The organism is Streptomyces viridochromogenes DSM 40736 (assembly GCF_000158955.1).
Lineage (GTDB): Bacteria > Actinomycetota > Actinomycetes > Streptomycetales > Streptomycetaceae > Streptomyces > Streptomyces venetus.
The window spans coordinates 197,238-212,412 of record NZ_GG657757.1 but is presented as its reverse complement, the minus strand read 5'-3'; the positions used below and the strand labels follow the sequence as shown (position 1 = coordinate 212,412).

15 protein-coding genes and 1 pseudogene are annotated in these 15,175 nt (G+C 72.4%); 9 read left to right on the top strand and 7 right to left on the bottom strand.

Annotated features, from left to right (window positions below; all coding sequences use genetic code 11):
* Positions 1-30: 30 nt before the first annotated feature.
* Entirely contained in the window at positions 31-2,583 is a 2,553-nt protein-coding gene (locus tag SSQG_RS00980; protein WP_039931721.1) for a SpoIIE family protein phosphatase, read from the bottom strand.
* A gap of 148 nt (positions 2,584-2,731) precedes the next feature.
* On the opposite strand from SSQG_RS00980, the gene SSQG_RS00975 reads away from it, so the two are divergent.
* Positions 2,732-3,316, top strand: a complete 585-nt coding sequence (locus tag SSQG_RS00975) for an AMIN-like domain-containing (lipo)protein (RefSeq protein ID WP_039931720.1) — start codon at positions 2,732-2,734, stop codon at positions 3,314-3,316.
* An 83-nt stretch (positions 3,317-3,399) separates the two neighbouring features.
* Here SSQG_RS00975 and SSQG_RS00970 read toward each other — a convergent pair whose 3' ends face one another.
* The 3 genes from SSQG_RS00970 to SSQG_RS00960 form a co-directional block, all read right to left on the bottom strand.
* Complete coding sequence (locus tag SSQG_RS00970) at positions 3,400-4,503, bottom strand: GNAT family N-acetyltransferase (RefSeq protein WP_003987770.1); 1,104 nt, start codon at positions 4,501-4,503, stop codon at positions 3,400-3,402.
* Positions 4,504-4,600: 97 nt separating this feature from the next.
* Entirely contained in the window at positions 4,601-4,978 is a 378-nt protein-coding gene (locus tag SSQG_RS00965) for a hypothetical protein (RefSeq protein WP_003987769.1), read from the bottom strand.
* Between the two features lie 233 nt (positions 4,979-5,211).
* Positions 5,212-5,889 carry a hypothetical protein gene (locus SSQG_RS00960; RefSeq protein WP_039931719.1) on the bottom strand — a complete coding sequence of 226 codons (678 nt, stop codon included), beginning with the start codon at positions 5,887-5,889 and terminating at the stop codon, positions 5,212-5,214.
* 597 nt (positions 5,890-6,486) lie between these two features.
* Between SSQG_RS00960 and SSQG_RS00955 the strand changes: the two genes are divergently transcribed.
* Entirely contained in the window at positions 6,487-7,635 is a 1,149-nt protein-coding gene (locus tag SSQG_RS00955; RefSeq protein WP_003987767.1) for a diacylglycerol/lipid kinase family protein, read from the top strand.
* A gap of 265 nt (positions 7,636-7,900) precedes the next feature.
* Here SSQG_RS00955 and SSQG_RS00950 read toward each other — a convergent pair whose 3' ends face one another.
* Positions 7,901-8,227: an antibiotic biosynthesis monooxygenase family protein gene (locus tag SSQG_RS00950; protein WP_003987766.1), complete on the bottom strand. Its 327-nt coding sequence runs from the start codon at positions 8,225-8,227 to the stop codon at positions 7,901-7,903.
* 125 nt (positions 8,228-8,352) lie between these two features.
* Here SSQG_RS00950 and SSQG_RS00945 point away from each other — a divergent pair, with 125 nt between their 5' ends.
* A complete protein-coding gene (locus SSQG_RS00945; protein ID WP_003987765.1) occupies positions 8,353-9,306 on the top strand; it encodes a DUF1731 domain-containing protein in 954 nt (317 codons plus the stop codon).
* Between the two features lie 7 nt (positions 9,307-9,313).
* Here SSQG_RS00945 and SSQG_RS00940 read toward each other — a convergent pair whose 3' ends face one another.
* Both SSQG_RS00940 and SSQG_RS41665 read right to left on the bottom strand, forming a co-directional pair.
* The gene (locus tag SSQG_RS00940; protein WP_003987764.1) at positions 9,314-10,180 is read right to left on the bottom strand and encodes a hypothetical protein; all 867 of its coding nucleotides are present in this window, start codon (positions 10,178-10,180) and stop codon (positions 9,314-9,316) included.
* Positions 10,181-10,290: 110 nt separating this feature from the next.
* A complete protein-coding gene (locus SSQG_RS41665; RefSeq protein WP_167545770.1) occupies positions 10,291-10,437 on the bottom strand; it encodes a hypothetical protein in 147 nt (48 codons plus the stop codon).
* A gap of 137 nt (positions 10,438-10,574) precedes the next feature.
* Between SSQG_RS41665 and SSQG_RS00935 the strand changes: the two genes are divergently transcribed.
* The 6 genes and pseudogenes from SSQG_RS00935 to SSQG_RS00910 all read left to right on the top strand — a co-directional run.
* On the top strand, positions 10,575-11,003 hold the full coding sequence (locus SSQG_RS00935; protein WP_086025056.1) for a hypothetical protein: 429 nt from the start codon (positions 10,575-10,577) through the stop codon (positions 11,001-11,003).
* Between the two features lie 237 nt (positions 11,004-11,240).
* Positions 11,241-12,881, top strand: a complete 1,641-nt coding sequence (gene pgm / locus SSQG_RS00930) for a phosphoglucomutase (alpha-D-glucose-1,6-bisphosphate-dependent) (RefSeq protein ID WP_003987762.1) — start codon at positions 11,241-11,243, stop codon at positions 12,879-12,881.
* A 119-nt stretch (positions 12,882-13,000) separates the two neighbouring features.
* Positions 13,001-13,291, top strand: a complete 291-nt coding sequence (locus tag SSQG_RS00925; protein ID WP_003987761.1) for a zinc-ribbon domain-containing protein — start codon at positions 13,001-13,003, stop codon at positions 13,289-13,291.
* A gap of 94 nt (positions 13,292-13,385) precedes the next feature.
* Positions 13,386-14,015, top strand: coding sequence for a flavin reductase family protein (locus tag SSQG_RS00920; protein ID WP_003987760.1), 630 nt, complete (start codon positions 13,386-13,388; stop codon positions 14,013-14,015).
* Between the two features lie 117 nt (positions 14,016-14,132).
* A complete protein-coding gene (locus tag SSQG_RS00915) occupies positions 14,133-14,612 on the top strand; it encodes an SRPBCC family protein (protein WP_003987759.1) in 480 nt (159 codons plus the stop codon).
* A 222-nt stretch (positions 14,613-14,834) separates the two neighbouring features.
* Positions 14,835-15,175, top strand: a pseudogene (locus SSQG_RS00910) (peptidase); the annotation flags it as partial.

Here is a 15,175-nt window from a genome sequence, read left to right as displayed (position 1 = left end):
CCGTCGATCGCCCGGGACTACGCCTCGTCCCTACCGGTAGGCCGTCAGCAGCAGCGCCACGTCGTCCGGCCGCTCCCTCGCCCGCTGCGCCGTCCGCACCAGCCGGTCGGCGAGATGCTCCACCGAGTCGGCCGGGGTGTCGGCCAGACGGCGGCGGATCTCCTCGATGCCCGTCTCGATGTCGCTGCCGGGCTGCTCCACGAGCCCGTCGGTGTACAGGGCGAGCACGCTGCCGGGATCCAGGGTGAGCGCGGTGACGGGGTACACCGCGTCCGGCTGCACTCCCAGCATGACCCCGCCCGCGAGGTCCAGCGTCTCGGCGTGCCCGTCGGGACGGCGCAGCAGCGGAGGGGGATGCCCAGCCCGCACGGCGAGGGCATGCCCCGTACGCGGGTCGAGTTCGATGTAGCAGCAGGTGGCGAAGACGTCCGCCTCCAGCTCGGCCAGCAGCCGGTTGGTGCGCGTGATGACCTCCTGCGGCGGGCTCTCGCTCGCGGCGAAGGCGTGCACGGCACTGCGCAACTGCCCCATCACCGCGGCGGCGCCGACACTGTGGCCCTCGACGTCCCCGATCACCAGCGCCACTCCGCGGCCCGTGGTGATCACGTCGTACCAGTCGCCGCCGATGGCCATCCCCCGTGTGCCCGGCAGATAGCGGCCGGTGGTGCGCAGCCCCTCGACCGCGGGCAGCCGGTGCGGCAGCAGTCCCTCCTGGAGGCCGCGGGCCACGGCGGACTCCGAGTCGTAGAGCCGCGCCCGCTCCATGGCCTGCGCGGCCAGCCCGCTCAGCGCGGTGAGGGCGGAGCGCTCGTCGGCGGTGAAGCGGTGCGGGACGTCCCAGCCCAGGATGCACGAGCCGATGGGATGACCGGAGGCGATCAGCGGCAGGAACGACCAGGCGTTCATGCGGTCCATGGCGATGCCCGGGTAGGCGATCGAGAGGTCCTCCGGCGACTCGAAGAAGAGGGGCAGCCGCGTCGTCAGCGCGTGGACGCCGGGCAACTGTGTGTCGAGGGTGACGCCCTCGAACTGGGTGAGGAACCCCTCCGGGTAGCCCGACTCCCACAGCAGGAACATCCGGCCCTCCCGGACCGTGTACAGGGCGAGCTCCGTGGCCCCGAACGCCGGCAGCAGCTGCTCGGACACGGCCAGGCACACGTCGCGCACGGTGACCGCCTCGGTCAGCACGCTCGCCATCTGCACCACGTGGTAGAGCGCCCCGGCCCGGGCCGTGGCGACCGGTTTGGGTGGCCGCACCGTGGCCGTGCCCCCCGGCCCCGGCCCGCCCGCGTCGGCCCCGTAGGGCGGGACGGTCGGATGGACCCGGCCCGTCAGTCCGTGCACGTCTGGGTAGAGCACGAAGCTCAGCCAGTTCCCGGCGGGATGCCGCACGAGGAAGGACACCTGCTCCTGCGACAGCATCGCCGCCCGGTAGCGGTCCTCGTACGCCGGATCCCGCAGCCAGGTGATCACCTCCCACGGATAGCGGCCCAGCAGCTCCTCCCGGCCGGAGCCCAGCAGTTCCTCGCAGCGGCGGTTGGCGTACGTCAGGCGGCCGTCCTGGTCCAGGGAGAACAGCCCGTCGGGCAGCCGCTCGGCGGCCTCCGCCGCGGTGAGTCCGCCGGCCGCGTCGACGAGCGCCGCCACCAGGACCCGCGCGGACCCGGCTCCGCCGTGGGAGAGGTGGCCCCACAGCTCGACGGGCCGGTAGCCGCTCTCCCGGCCGTGTCCGGACTCGTCCCGCACCCGGAAGCGCCGGGACCTGACCCGGCCCCGGGTGATCGCGTCGTGCCGGGCGGCCCGCAGCTCGTGCAGGTCGTCGGGGCTGACACGGGCCTCGATGTCCGCCATCCCGCCGCCGAAGCCCACCCGGTCGATGCCGAGGAGGGCGAGGGCCTCGTCGTCCGGTGTGCACCGGCCGCTGTCCAGGTCCCAGTCGATGAGCCCGACCCGGACGGGGGTGACGGAGGGTGTGGGCAGCCGCACGCTGACCGGTTCGTCGTCGTACTCGATCCGGTACGCGGCGTTCTCCGGGCCGGACCGGTCGGCGGCGAGGCGGCCGAGGCGCTCTTCCATGTGCCGTTCGGCGGGGCGCAGCGCGAGATCGACGGCCTCCGCCTCCATCGGCGTCCGGGCGGCCGAGCGCAGCACGACCAGGACGCCCACGGCCTCGCCACCGGACCGGACGGGCTGGTGCGCGGAGCCGAAGGAGTACGGCAGCCCGGCGGTGAAGTGCGGGAAGCGCACCATGGTGGCGCGCTCGTCCGTCAGCCACAGGGTCTCGTCGCGCCGGTAGGCCTCCGCCATGGGCAGGGCACCGCTGATCGGCACCCGCCACCAGGCCCGGAGCAGCGACCGGGGCACTCCGGTCACCATCGCGAGTACGAGCGAACGGAGGTCGCGGGAGCGCAGGTAGACCAGGCCGCCGTATCCGCCCAGGTCCCTGACGGCCTCGATCAGCGGAGCGGACAGGGCGTCCTCGAACCGGCCGGTGTCCCCGGTGCGGGACCGGCGCTCGCCACCGCGCCGGCTCCGGCCACCGGGTGACCGCGGCCCGTCCGGTACGGCGGTTGCCTCATCCATCTCGCGTCCTCCCGGTACGGACGCACCGGACTCCATCGCTCCCCACCAGGATGTGCCATGGGCGGCGGTCCGGCGCGGTCAGCGCAACCTTTCGGTCCAGCCGACCGTCTCACCTCATACCAGCAACATACGAGCCTCGGGGGCGATAATGGTACGAATCAGAACGGCATGCGCGACTCTCGCGCTCGTGGGCGTCACGGTGGGCGCGGCAGCGGTCCCGGCCGGTGCCGCACCGGTCGCCGCCCGGTCCGCGGCGGCCACGGCGTGCCCGACCGGCTGGGGGAGCGTCGCCAAGACCGACACCAGCGCCACGCTCACGCCGGTCAGGGACATCCGGACCGGCCGGCACGACTGTTTCGACCGGATGGTCATCCACCTGCCCGGCGCGGGCAGGGACGTCGGCTACTCGGTCCGCTACGTCGACCAGCTCCACCAGGACGGCTCGGGCCGGCACATCCCGGTGGCCGGCGGGGCCGTCCTCGAGGTGCGGGTGGCCGCGCCCGCCTACGACCCGGAGACCGGAGCCGCCACGTACCCGGCGCGGGCCGGGCGCCCGCTGCCGGGCGTGAACCTCGCCGGCTACCGGACCTTCCGGGACACCCGCTTCGCCGGCAGCTTCGAGGGCGAGACCCAGATCGGGCTCGGTGTCCGCGCCCGGCTGCCGTTCCGGGTCCTGCAACTGGACGGACGCGTCATCGTGGACGTCGCCCACAGCTGGACGGCCACCGGGTGAGCGGGCGCGCCCGGGTCCCAGGAGCCGGGCGCCCCGTGTGACACCGGTCGGTTCGGGGCGAACCGTGTGACACCGCCCCGTCCTCACCGGTCGCGCAGCCGCCCCGCCTCCGCCAGTGCCCGTGCCGCCGCGCGGGCCAGGAGCGGCCGGTTGCGTACGTAGCGGCGGGCGGCCCGTGCCGGTTCCCGGCCCAGCCAGTGAGCGGCCCCGCCCGGCACGGGCCGTACCACCACGCCCTCGTACACCGGCACGTCACGGGTCTTGAGCGACTCCTTGTAGCGGGCGGGGCCGCTCCCCAGATCGACTGTCTCGACGCCGTCGGCGGCCGCGGCCTCCAGCATCCTCAGCTGCAGCACGAGGCCGGGGGAGTACCTGGCGTAGGTGCGGTCGTACGCCGGGAACCACCAGGACAGCACGGTGCGCGAGCGCAGCCCGAAGTGCGCGGCCACCGGCCGGTCTTCGGCGTACAGCACGGACAGCACGCCTCGGCACTCCGGTTCCTCGCTCTCGCCGAGCAGCCCCACCAGCCGGACGATCCACTCCTGTGCGAACCGGTCGCGCCGGCCGGTCCGCCGGTACTGGGCCGACTTCCACCCCATCAAGGCCCGCAGTGCCTCCGGGTCCCGGGCGTCGTACACGAATCGCACCTCGCCGGCCTGCCGGGCCAGCTTGCGCTCCTTGGCCCTGGTCTGTCCGAGGAAGCTCGCCGACCTCGCGCGCAGCCGCTCCGTGTACCGCTCGAACCCCTCACCGAGGTCGACGACGGGGGAGGCGAGCTCCTCGACCGCGTGGGGCGCGAACACCCCCTGGCCGGTTTCGAGGTTGTCGAACTCCCAGGACGACAACGCGCAGGCGCGCAGCAACCCGCGGGCGTCGAGCCGGATTCCGGGACGTAACACGGCCCCCTGACTGTCGGACACTCCGAGTCCGATGGCCCGGCCCTGCCCCAAAGGCCCTCTCTCGTACGGGAAGAACCCGACCGGGGTGCCGTCGTCCTGGAGCACCGCCACCCTCGCCGACGGCCTGACCTGACCGACGGCCGCGGTGAACACCGGGTCGAGAAAGGGATTCGACGGGGCCCGGGACTCCGTCCGGATCTCCCGCCACATCTTCCGGTCGCTCGGGCCGAGTTCGTCCGGCCGCAGAACGAGAACGCGCTTTCCAGGCAACTCTGCCTCCTGTGTCATCGGCATGGGGACACACGAAGGCCTGCACATCACGGCGTACCGGCACCAGGCAGTACCCGGGCCGCACGGCGCAGGCCCCTGTCGGTACTGCCGTCACTCAGCAGCGGAACGTCTGCAGTTCGACGGCGTTCGGGACGGACGCGACCGCCCCGGTACGTCCGCTCGTTCTCGCCGCGCCGATGTCCGTACCACCCCGGTCCACGCCGGGCGTGGCCGTCTCCACGACGCTCGCCCCGGCCGCTGTCGCGGCCCGTGGCGTCCGTGCCACCGGTCGCCGGACCGACGGCTCCTTGCCGCACGGGCAGGGCTCCCCGGCCGCGTCACCTCCGGCACTCGCGGCACTGGAGGCCGTGGGGGTCTCCACCACGTCCCGGTCGACGGCCGCCGTCACCGCGGTCTGCGCCGCCCGCCCGCCGTGTTCGGGCCCCGGGACGACGAGAGGCAGCAAGAGCAGGCAGGCCACCAGGCCCACCACCGCTGCCCATCCTCGCCGCACCATCGGACCCCTGACCTGTGTCTCGGCGGGGACGGCGGAGTGATGCGGCCCGGGAGAGCCGGCACCGGGACCGGCCCCCCCGACTCGGCCGGCCGCGTCTTCCAGTAGGCCGAGCGCGTCGCGCCCCCGTCAAGCCCTCGTGGGCCGATTCGCCCCGCTGGGCCGGTTCTTACCGGATTCCAACGGAAAGCGCTGCCCCTCCCGGGGCCGGTTCAGCGGCTGCCGCCGGGCACGCTCAGTACCTCGTCCGCCTTCGGCGCCTGGACGCCGAGAGGTGCGTCGAAGCCGCTGAACGCGGTGGTGGTCTGCTGCGCGGCGCTCTTGTAGACCGTCTTGAGGAGGTACGGCTTGCCTTCGGCCGCCACGTAGAAGGTGTACGTCCCGGCCTTGTCCGCCTTGTCGGTCACGATCAGCCGGAGCGCTTCGGTGTCCCCGACGCGGGCGGAGCCGCCCTTCTTCGCCGTGCCGAACGAGTCGAAGGGCCGTTCGCAGGAGGTGAGGCCATCGCCCGAACCGGCCTGGTCCACCGGTGTCTTCACCCACAGCCTCTGCTCGCCGGTGACGCCCGGGTACTTCTTCCACTTCTGCAGGTAGGCCCGGTTTGGCCGGACGTAGTCGGTCCCGCCCAGCCGTATCTGCTCCAGGGTGCCACCCGCCGACCACGTGGTCCTGGACCGGCACCGGCTGCCGAGGTCGGTCACGAGGTGGCTGGTGACGGATCCGCGGGTCGTGCGGTTGGTGATGTCGACGGTGACGGAGCCGAGCTTGCGCATCGTCGCGTTGGCCTCGTCGAGGAGGGCACCGGCGGACTTCTCCTCGCTGTCGCCGCCGCACCCGGTGAGGGCGGTGCCCGCGAGCAGGCATACGAGCGCGGTGGACACGGTACCCATGGCCCGCACGGAGCCCCCCTGTCGGTCGTGTCGGCCTGTGGTCATGTAGGCCGATGATCAGCACGGGAGCCTACAGGGTACTGCCGGTGGACGCGAGGCGAATATCCGAGTTGCGTCACGAGACTGAGCAGGTCAAGGGAGTCGAGATGCGCTGGATCCGGTGATGGTGCGGGCGTGCGCCGTCGCGCCCCGGTGCGCGAAACCCTGCTGGAGGGGCCGCGTACGCTACGAGTGGCTCCGCCCCGGGGACCTTCACGCCCGACGTGCCCGCCGGCGAGGAGCCGTCAGGGACGGCAGTGGCCGAGCGGTTCCGTCGGCGGGCACCATGTTGCATGGCCGGGCGCGGTCTCCGAGGGGGCGCCCGCACCGGTCTTCGAGCGGAGGACGAGATGGCATCGGCGATGAGCGAGCGGTATCACCACCGCCAGAGATGGGCGGCCAGGGGAGCCCTGGCGGCGGTCGCCCTGGCGGCTCTGCTGCCCCTCGTCGCCGGCGGTCTGAAAGGACTGCTGCTGCTGGCGGCGGGCATCGCGGGTCTCGCCCTGACCGCGGCCGCGCTCTGGTGGAGTACACAAGTCCCGCCGGGGGCCGGTACGCGTGGCTGCGGCAACGCTGGCCGCCGCCACGCCCGTCGCCGTCATCACCCTCTTCGCGACCGCCAATCTGCTGTGGGTCGTCTTCGCGTCCCTGCTGCTGTGGTGCCTCGCGGTCTGGAGCGGCCGCTACGCGCTGCGCAGCACGGGCCTGCGGCCGGTCCGGGTCAAGGAGTACCGCACCCCGCCGCCGCAGCGCCCCTTCCTGCTGCTCAACCCGCGCTCCGGCGGCGGCAAGGTCGAGAAGTTCTCCCTCAAGGAGAAGGCCGAGGCGCTGGGCGCCCAGGTCGTCCTGCTCGACCCGGACCAGCACCAGGACGTCACCGAGCTGGCCAGAGCCGCCGTGGCCGACGGAGCCGACCTGCTGGGCGTCGCGGGCGGCGACGGCACACAGGCCCTGGTGGCCGCCGTCGCGGTGGAACACGGCCTTCCGTTCCTCGTCATCTCGGCCGGCACGCGCAACCACTTCGCCATGGACCTGGGCCTCGACCGCGACAACCCGTCCACCTGTCTCGACGCCCTCACCGACGGGGTCGAACTCCGTGTGGACCTCGGGTTCGCCGACGACCGGCCGTTCGTCAACAACGCGTCGTTCGGCGTGTACGGGGCCGTCGTCCAGAGCCCCGGCTATCGCGAGGACAAGGTGGGAGCGGCGCTGGAGCGGCTGCCCGAACTGCTCACCCGGCAGAGCGGCCCGCGTCTGACGGCCAGCGCCGACGGCACCACCGTCGCCGATCCGCAGGCCATCCTGGTGAGCAACAACCCGTACCGCATGGACGACCCGTTCGGCTTCGGCCGGCGCGAGCGGCTCAACTCCGGGAAGCTGGGCGTGCTCGCCGTCCGCGTGGACAGCGCGGTGGAAGCGGCCGAACTCCTGCTGTCCCCGCGCCCGGAGGGGCTCACGGTCCTCACCGCCCAGCACGTCGTCGTCCAGGGCGACGAGGCGAACCTGGAGGTCGGCCTGGACGGCGAGGCGCTCACCCTGCCCGCTCCCGTCCACTGCCGCATCGCACGCCGGGCCCTGCGCGTCCGGGTGCCCCGCGAACGCCCCGGCGTCCCCGAGGCACCGCCGCGTCTGGACTGGCGCAGGCTCCGCAAGCTGGCGGCCGCGGTCGGCCGTACCGCGGCGCCCTCACGCACCTGGCGCACCTGAGGGCGGGCCCGGCGTCGTGCGAAGGTCCCCTGTGCCGCTCGGGCACGGGGGACCTCTTGCGTGCGCCGCCGCGGGCCAGGGCCTGTCCGGCGGATCCCCGCCTGCTCCGCGGCGTCCGGCAGGCCCTACGTGTCCGCAAGGTCCCGCCTGCCCCGCGACGCCTGGCACGCTCCCCCAAGCTCTCGGCTTCGCTCGAGCAGGGGGTGCCCCCATGACGCCGCGGGGCCCGCCCTCCGGGCGGACGACGGGACTTCGCGGACACGACCTAGGCGCCCTTCGGACCCGCCTGCTGCACGACCTCGAAGGACCAGAGGGTGGAGTCGCTCGCGGCGGGCCTCGGCCGCTCGCCGCCCTCGCCGCCGCCCTGGTGCGCGGCCTTCATCGGCCCCTCCATCCAGGCCTTGAACGACTCCTCGTCACGCCACCGGGTGTAGACGAGGTAGGTGTCGGTGCCCTCGACGGGGCGGAGCAGCTCGAACCACTCGAAGCCGTCGGAGCCCTCCACGGTGTGCGCGCGGGAGGCGAACCGCTTCTCCAGAACCTCCCGCTGCTCGGCGGGCACGGTCAGCACGTTGATCTTGACTACGCTCATGGGCCCCATCTTGCCCGATGACACATCTGCCCCGGTTAAGCGCCTCCCGGCGTGGCCTCCCCAAGGTTTTGAACGCGTTCAAACATGGGCTAGGGTCGCGGTCACACACCGACGGGGGAGACCGTATGAAGATCGTGATACCGGGCGGGACCGTCCAGGTCGGCACGGTCCTGAAGCGCGCCCTGGGGGCGGCCGGGCACGACGTCGTGGTGCTCAGCAGGCGCCCGCGCCGGAAGGGAGAAGTGCACTGGGACGGCGTGACCCTCGGCCCCTGGGCGTCGGAGATCGACGGCAGCGACCTCGTGGTCAACCTGGCGGGTCGCAGTGTGAACTGCCGCTACACCCCGGCCAACCTCAGGGAGATGATGGACTCGCGGGTCCTTTCCGCCCGGGTCGTGGGCGAGGCGATCGCGACAGCCGCCCGGCCGCCCCGGGTCTGGCTCCAGATGAGCACCGCGACCGTCTACGCCCACCGCTTCGACGCCCCCAACGACGAGGTCACAGGCGTGCTCGGCGGATCCGAACCCGGCGTCCCCGGCTATTGGTCCTACAGCGTCGACATCGCCAAGGCCTGGGAGCGGGAACTGGAGGCGGCCGACACCCCGCACACCCGGAAAGTGGCCCTGCGCGCCGCCATGGTGATGAGCCCGGACCGCGGTGGTGTCCTGGACGTCCTGCTGCGCCTGTCCCGGCTCGGCCTCGGCGGCCCGGTCGCCGGCGGCGCACAGTACGTGTCGTGGATCCACGAGCGCGACTTCGTCCGCGCCGTCGAGTTCCTCTTCGCGCGCGAGGACATCGAGGGCGCCGTCAATCTCGCCGCTCCCGCGCCCCTGCCGCACCGCGCCTTCATGCGCGCCCTGCGGACCGCGTGGGGCGTCCCGGTGGGCCTGCCCGCGACGCGCTGGATGGCCGAGGCAGGCGCCCTCGTCCTGCGCTCGGACACCGAACTGCTGCTGAAGAGCCGCCGCGTCGTCCCCGGCAGGCTGCTCGACGCGGGATTCGTCTTCGATCACCCCGACTGGCCGGAGGCCGCGGCCGACCTCGTACGGCGGCTGCGCGACAGGCGCGCGGCGTACTGAACCGGGATCAGCTCCGCCCGTCGCCCTTCCTGCCCTGCTCCAGCGCCTGAGCGGTCATGTCGGTGACCTGCCCGGCGGGCGGCGCGTCCGCCTCCACCTCGGTGCCGAAGTCGGCGAAGTCCATGACGGTGCGCACCGTGACCTTCCCGCGGGAGGACGAGGCGTCGGTGGAGGACCGCTCCGTCGAACCCGGCGCGGCCTTGACGGTCATGTCGATCTGCTGACGGCGCATACGGCCCTCGTCATCGAGCCACACGTCCATCGGCAGGGCCGGGCCGACCTGCTTCCTCAGGGTGTCGCCGTCGGGCAGTTCGGCGACATCCACAAAGACGCGGTAGTGCGTGGTTCGTACGCCGTCGATCGTGGCCGTGCCCTTCTTCGCCACGTCCTTGTCGGTGATCGCCTTGGCGTACGCGGCGGACCGTGCCGGATCGCCCAGGGACTGATCGCCCGCACCCCGCTCCGCGGCGACCTTCCCCAGGTCGATCTTGATCCACGGCTTGCCGCCCGGGGCCTGCCCCTTCGGCATCTTCTGGTACAGCACCTGATCGATCACACGCTGCTCGATCCGCTGCCCCCGCACCGCGAGCGTCAGAACGCTGTCGCCGTCCTCCAGGTCCACGGCACCCTGCCCGTTCGCGGTCTCCGAGCGGCCCTGGGCCGAGGTCTGCACCCGCAGTTTAACTTTGGCGGTGTCCTCCTCGGCCGTCCTGTCGTAGGCCGAGCGCACCGCGTGGGTGCCCTGCTCCTGTGTGCCGCCCCGCTGTGAGGCTCCGCTTCCGTCGTCGTCGCCGCAGCCGGCCAGTACCGTTCCCGCCAGCATCCCGGCGACGCCTAAGGCACAGACCTTCCTGCCGTTGCCCGCCCTGTTCATCGAACCAGCTCCTCTCCGGTGTGGTGCGACCCAAGTGCCCATGCCGGTCATGAACACACCTGGGCGCGTGCGGAGTTGGAGCCGGGGATGCGCTGGGCGCGGTGTACCGGTCAGTGGCGGCCGCGGAGCTTGCCCAGCAGGCGCTGCGCCTGGGCCCGCTTGCGCGGGTCGGCGGCGGCGCGCCGTGCCTCCGCGACGACCCGCTGTCCCTGCGGGCTACGGGCGAACTGCTTGATGCGATTCACAATGCCGGCCATGCCGCACCTTCTCTCGTGTTCTGACGTCGTCCTGCTGGGGTTCGCCTACCCCTCGGGCGAGGTGCTCAGCCCTGTACCCGCCGGATGGTGCGCGACTGAACGTGTTTGCCGCCGGAGTCAGAGGCAAGTCGGTGTCCATGACGGAAGAGAACAAGCGCACGAATCAGAAGCCGGCAACCATACAGACGACCCAGTCCAAGGCCAGCCGCACCGCGGACAAGGCGAGCACGTCGACGTCCCAGGCGGCGAAGCGTGCGTCGGCCAAGGCCGATGACGCGGCGTCAGCGGTCAAGTCCGGCGCCGAACGCTCCGCCGAGGCGACGTCGGCGGCCGTACAGACCGCGGCCAAGGGCGTCGAGGCGGGCCGCCAGGCGGTGGTCACGGCCTCGGGCCATGTCGCGGCCACGGCCAAGACGGCCTGGACGGTCATCGCCCACCGCAAGCTCGTCGCCGCGGGCGTCGGGGCCGGCCTGACCGCCCTGAGCGCCGCCTCGTACGCGGTGGGACGCCGAGCGGAGCGCCACGCGTACGGTCCCCTCACCCGGATGACCGGCGGGCGGATCTGACCCTCTCGAAGGGCGCCGACACGGCGCCCGCAGGGTCGGCAGGCGGCGCGGCGCATCACCGGACGTCCCGGTGGTACGCGGCGCCGCCTCCTTGTGGACACCGGCGTCGCAACCCGCCCGCCGCGTGGCTTGGCGCACATCCGGCCCCCGACATGGTGCCCCTCTCGCGCTGCACGGCGTTGACGAGGAAGGATGAGACCGAAAGCGAAGGATCAACCCATGCGGAGGAGCGGGCCCATGCAGCACGAGCGAGCGGGCAGTCCGGCCGGTCACGAAGATCTCGTCGATGTAGCCCGTCTGGTCACCGCGTACTACGCGCTCCACCCCGACCTGGACGACCCGGGGCAGCGCGTCACGTTCGGGACCTCCGGACACCGCGGTTCGTCACTGGCCGGCGCGTTCAACGACGACCACATCGCCGCGACCAGTCAGGCCATCTGCGAGTACCGCGCCGACCAGGGCGTCGACGGCCCGCTGTTCCTCGGCGCCGACACCCACGCCCTGTCGGAGCCCGCGCGGGTCACCGCGCTGGAGGTGTTCGCCGCCAACGAGGTGACGGTGCTGATCGACGAGGCGGACGGCTACACACCGACCCCGGCCGTCTCGCACGCCATCCTCACCCACAACCGGGGCCGCACCACGGGGCTCGCGGACGGCGTCGTGGTCACCCCGTCCCACAACCCGCCGGCCGACGGAGGATTCAAGTACAACCCGCCCAGCGGGGGCCCGGCCGCCTCCGGCGCGACGTCCTGGATCCAGGACCGCGCGAACGAGATCATCCGGGCCGGTCTGAAGGACGTACGGCGCGTCCCCTACGCCCGGGCCCTCGCCGCCCCCACCACCGGCCGCTACGACTTCCTCGGCACCTACGTCGCCGACCTGCCGAGCGTGCTCGACCTGGACGCGATCCGCTCGGCCGGGGTGCGCATCGGAGCGGACCCCCTGGGCGGGGCGTCCGTCGCCTACTGGGGCCGTATCGCCGAACAGCACGGCATCGACCTCACCGTGGTCAACCCGCACACCGATCCCACCTGGCGGTTCATGACGCTGGACTGGGACGGCAAGATCCGTATGGACTGCTCGTCGCCGTACGCGATGGCCTCGCTCATCGAGCAGCGCGACCGGTTCCAGATCTCCACCGGCAACGACGCCGACGCCGACCGGCACGGCATCGTCACGCCGGACGCGGGCCTGATGAACCCCAACCACTATCTCGCCGTGGCCATCTCCTACCTCTACGCCCACCGCGACAGCTGGCCGGCCGCCACCGGCGTCGGCAAGACCCTGGTGTCCTCCGCCATGATCGACCGGGTCGCCGCCGACCTCGGCCGCGAACTGGTCGAAGTGCCCGTCGGGTTCAAGTGGTTCGTGGACGGGCTGGTCGAGGGCAGCATCGGCTTCGGCGGGGAGGAGTCGGCCGGGGCGTCCTTCCTGCGCCGGGACGGCTCCGTGTGGACCACCGACAAGGACGGCATCATCCTGGCGCTGCTCGCCTCCGAGATCACGGCGGTCACCGGCAGGACCCCGTCGGAGCACTACGCCGGCCTGACCGACCGCTTCGGCGCACCGGCCTACGCCCGGATCGACGCCCCGGCGACCCGTGAGGAGAAGGCTCTCCTCGCCAAGCTCTCCCCGGCACAGGTCACGGCGGACACCCTGGCCGGTGACGCGGTCACCGCCGTGCTCACCGAGGCCCCCGGAAACGGCGCGGCCATCGGCGGCATCAAGGTGACCACGGACAACGCCTGGTTCGCGGCCCGCCCCTCGGGCACCGAGGACGTGTACAAGATCTATGCCGAGTCGTTCCTCGGCCCCGACCACCTCGGCCGGGTCCAGGAGGAGGCCAAGACCGTGGTGCTGGCGGCGCTGTCGGACTGAACACCGGCACGGCACGGCCCGGACCGCCTCGGGGCGGTCCGGGCGCCGGCGGGTACCGGCTCGTCCTGACCCCCGCGATACAGGACACTGGGTGAAGATCCGACCGGGAAGGACGTCACGTGATCATCTTCGGCACCAAGGGTTACCTGTACCAGCTGGCGATACTGACGCTGGTGTGCGGCCAGTGCGGCAACCCCGCCGCCCACACGCTCAGGAAGCGCGTCACGAAGTTCACGCTCTTCTTCGTGCCGCTGTTCCCGATCTCGACGAAGTACCTGACGCAGTGCACCTTCTGCGGCGCGGAACAGAAGATCACCAAGGAGCAGGCGGAGCAGTTGCAGGCCCAGGGCGCGGGCGACGGCCCCGGTGGCCGGCCGTACGGGCAGCCGCAGCAGCAGCAGAGGTTCTGAGCGGCCGGCCTGCCGGCGGACCTGCGGTCGCGGGATCCTGGTCCGGTCATGCTTCGGCGGGGCCCGAAACGTCCCGCCCGTAGCGTCCTGGACCATGAAGATCGACACTCACCGAGTGATCCGGCCGAGCGTTCTCTACTTCGGCACGCCCGTGGTGCTGCTGACCACCGAGAACGCCGACGGTACCCACAACCTCGCCCCGATCTCCTCCGCGTGGGCCCTCGGACAGCACATCGTCCTGGGCCTGGGCAGCGAGAGCCAGACCGCGCGCAACCTCGCCGAACGCCAGGAGCTCGTGATCAACGTCGCGTCCCCCGAGCTCTGGGAGCACGTGGAGCGTCTCGCACCGCTCACCGGCGCCGGCCCGGTACCGGAGGCGAAGCGGGGTTTGTACCGGTCCGAGCGGGACAAGTTCGCCGCCGCCGGGCTGACTCCCGCCGCCTCCGACCTGGTCGGGCCGCCGCGCGTCGCCGAGTGTTCCCTGCAGTTGGAGGCGCGGGTCAGCGTGCTGACACCGGGTGGCGGGGGGCTCTTCCTCAGCGTCGAGTGCGAGGTCCTGCGCGTCCATGCCGCAGAACGCGTCGTCGTACCCGGCACGCACCACATCGACCCGGCCGTCTGGAGCCCGCTCATCTACAACTTCCGCCACTACCACGGCCTCGCCCCCGAGGTCGGCCACGGCTTCCGTTCGCAGACGGCCGGGGCGACGGTGCCCGCCGTCTGATCCGCCCGCCCCGATCCGTGTGGCAACCGGAAGATCCCGGGTACCCGTCGCCCCGGGCCCGGACCTGTGAGGGCCGATGGGCCTCCAGCAGTCGATCAGGGAAACGGAGACGTGAGGATGAGCACCGTCAAGGAAACCGTGGAAGTCGACGTCCCCCTGCACACCGCTTACAACCAGTGGACCCAGTTCGAGGAGTTCCCGAACTTCATGGAGGGCGTCGAGGAGGTCAGGCAACTGGACGACCGCCACAACCACTGGACCACCAAGATCGGCGGCGTACGGCGCGAGTTCGACACCGAGATCGTCGACCAGCTGCCCGACGAGCGCGTCACCTGGCGCACGACGGGCGGGGACACCAACCAGAAGGGCTCGGTCCGCTTCGAGCGTGTGGACGACACCCACACCCGGGTGGAGCTCGTGATGGACATCGAGACCAGCGGAGCCGCCGAGAAGGCCGCTGACATGCTCGGAACGATCGACCGGCGCGTCAAGGGCGACATGAAGCGGTTCAAGCAGTACATCGAGGAGCGCGGAGCCGAGTCCGGCGCCTGGCGCGGACGCATCCAGCCGGGTGGCAGCGCCGGCCCCACCATCTGACCCCCCGGCCCCGGCTTCCCGGACCCGGCCTCCACCCCGTGGAGGCCGGGTTTTCTCGTGTCCGCCGAAGAGAGTGGGTGGCGTTTCGGTCATCTTTGTGACATGCACCTGTCCAAATTGGTCTCCCGGTGGCACGCTGCCCCCTGACTGCGCGCAGTGACACCCCTGCCTGACCGGGTGGATGGGCACCATCACCCGGCCCCCACAGCAGAAGGAGACCGCGTGATAGGCAGCCCCCGTAGCCTCCGCCCGTCCGGCGGCGTCCGCGTTCGCCGCACCGTCCTCGGTGCGATCGCCGGCGTCGCCGCGCTGCTGGCGACCGGCGTCACCGCCACACCGGCGAGCGCCGCGCCCGCACCCGGAGCGGTGTCCCCCTCGGCGCGGGAACGCGCCCTCGCCTTCTGGACTCCGCAGCGGATGCGCGAGGCCACCCCGCTCGACGTTCTGTCCGTCGACCGGTCCGACGTGCGGGCAGCGGCGCCCCGCAAGGGCAAGGCGACCGTCGTCGCGCCGAGCGCGCCCGCCTCCGCCGTGGGCCCGCTGGCGTCCCCCAGGGCGGCGGC

What these genes read in the sequence shown, in the direction of transcription:
- SSQG_RS00980 (WP_039931721.1), bottom strand. Translation starts at nt 2,583, where the DNA reads ATGGATGAGGCAACCGCCGTACCGGACGGGCCGCGGTCACCCGGTGGC.
- SSQG_RS00975 (WP_039931720.1), top strand. Translation starts at nt 2,732, where the DNA reads ATGGTACGAATCAGAACGGCATGCGCGACTCTCGCGCTCGTGGGCGTC.
- SSQG_RS00970 (WP_003987770.1), bottom strand. Translation starts at nt 4,503, where the DNA reads ATGACACAGGAGGCAGAGTTGCCTGGAAAGCGCGTTCTCGTTCTGCGG.
- SSQG_RS00960 (WP_039931719.1), bottom strand. Translation starts at nt 5,889, where the DNA reads ATGGGTACCGTGTCCACCGCGCTCGTATGCCTGCTCGCGGGCACCGCC.
- SSQG_RS00950 (WP_003987766.1), bottom strand. Translation starts at nt 8,227, where the DNA reads ATGAGCGTAGTCAAGATCAACGTGCTGACCGTGCCCGCCGAGCAGCGG.
- SSQG_RS00945 (WP_003987765.1), top strand. Translation starts at nt 8,353, where the DNA reads ATGAAGATCGTGATACCGGGCGGGACCGTCCAGGTCGGCACGGTCCTG.
- SSQG_RS00940 (WP_003987764.1), bottom strand. Translation starts at nt 10,180, where the DNA reads ATGAACAGGGCGGGCAACGGCAGGAAGGTCTGTGCCTTAGGCGTCGCC.
- SSQG_RS41665 (WP_167545770.1), bottom strand. Translation starts at nt 10,437, where the DNA reads ATGGCCGGCATTGTGAATCGCATCAAGCAGTTCGCCCGTAGCCCGCAG.
- SSQG_RS00935 (WP_086025056.1), top strand. Translation starts at nt 10,575, where the DNA reads ATGACGGAAGAGAACAAGCGCACGAATCAGAAGCCGGCAACCATACAG.
- pgm (WP_003987762.1), top strand. Translation starts at nt 11,241, where the DNA reads ATGCAGCACGAGCGAGCGGGCAGTCCGGCCGGTCACGAAGATCTCGTC.
- SSQG_RS00920 (WP_003987760.1), top strand. Translation starts at nt 13,386, where the DNA reads ATGAAGATCGACACTCACCGAGTGATCCGGCCGAGCGTTCTCTACTTC.
- SSQG_RS00915 (WP_003987759.1), top strand. Translation starts at nt 14,133, where the DNA reads ATGAGCACCGTCAAGGAAACCGTGGAAGTCGACGTCCCCCTGCACACC.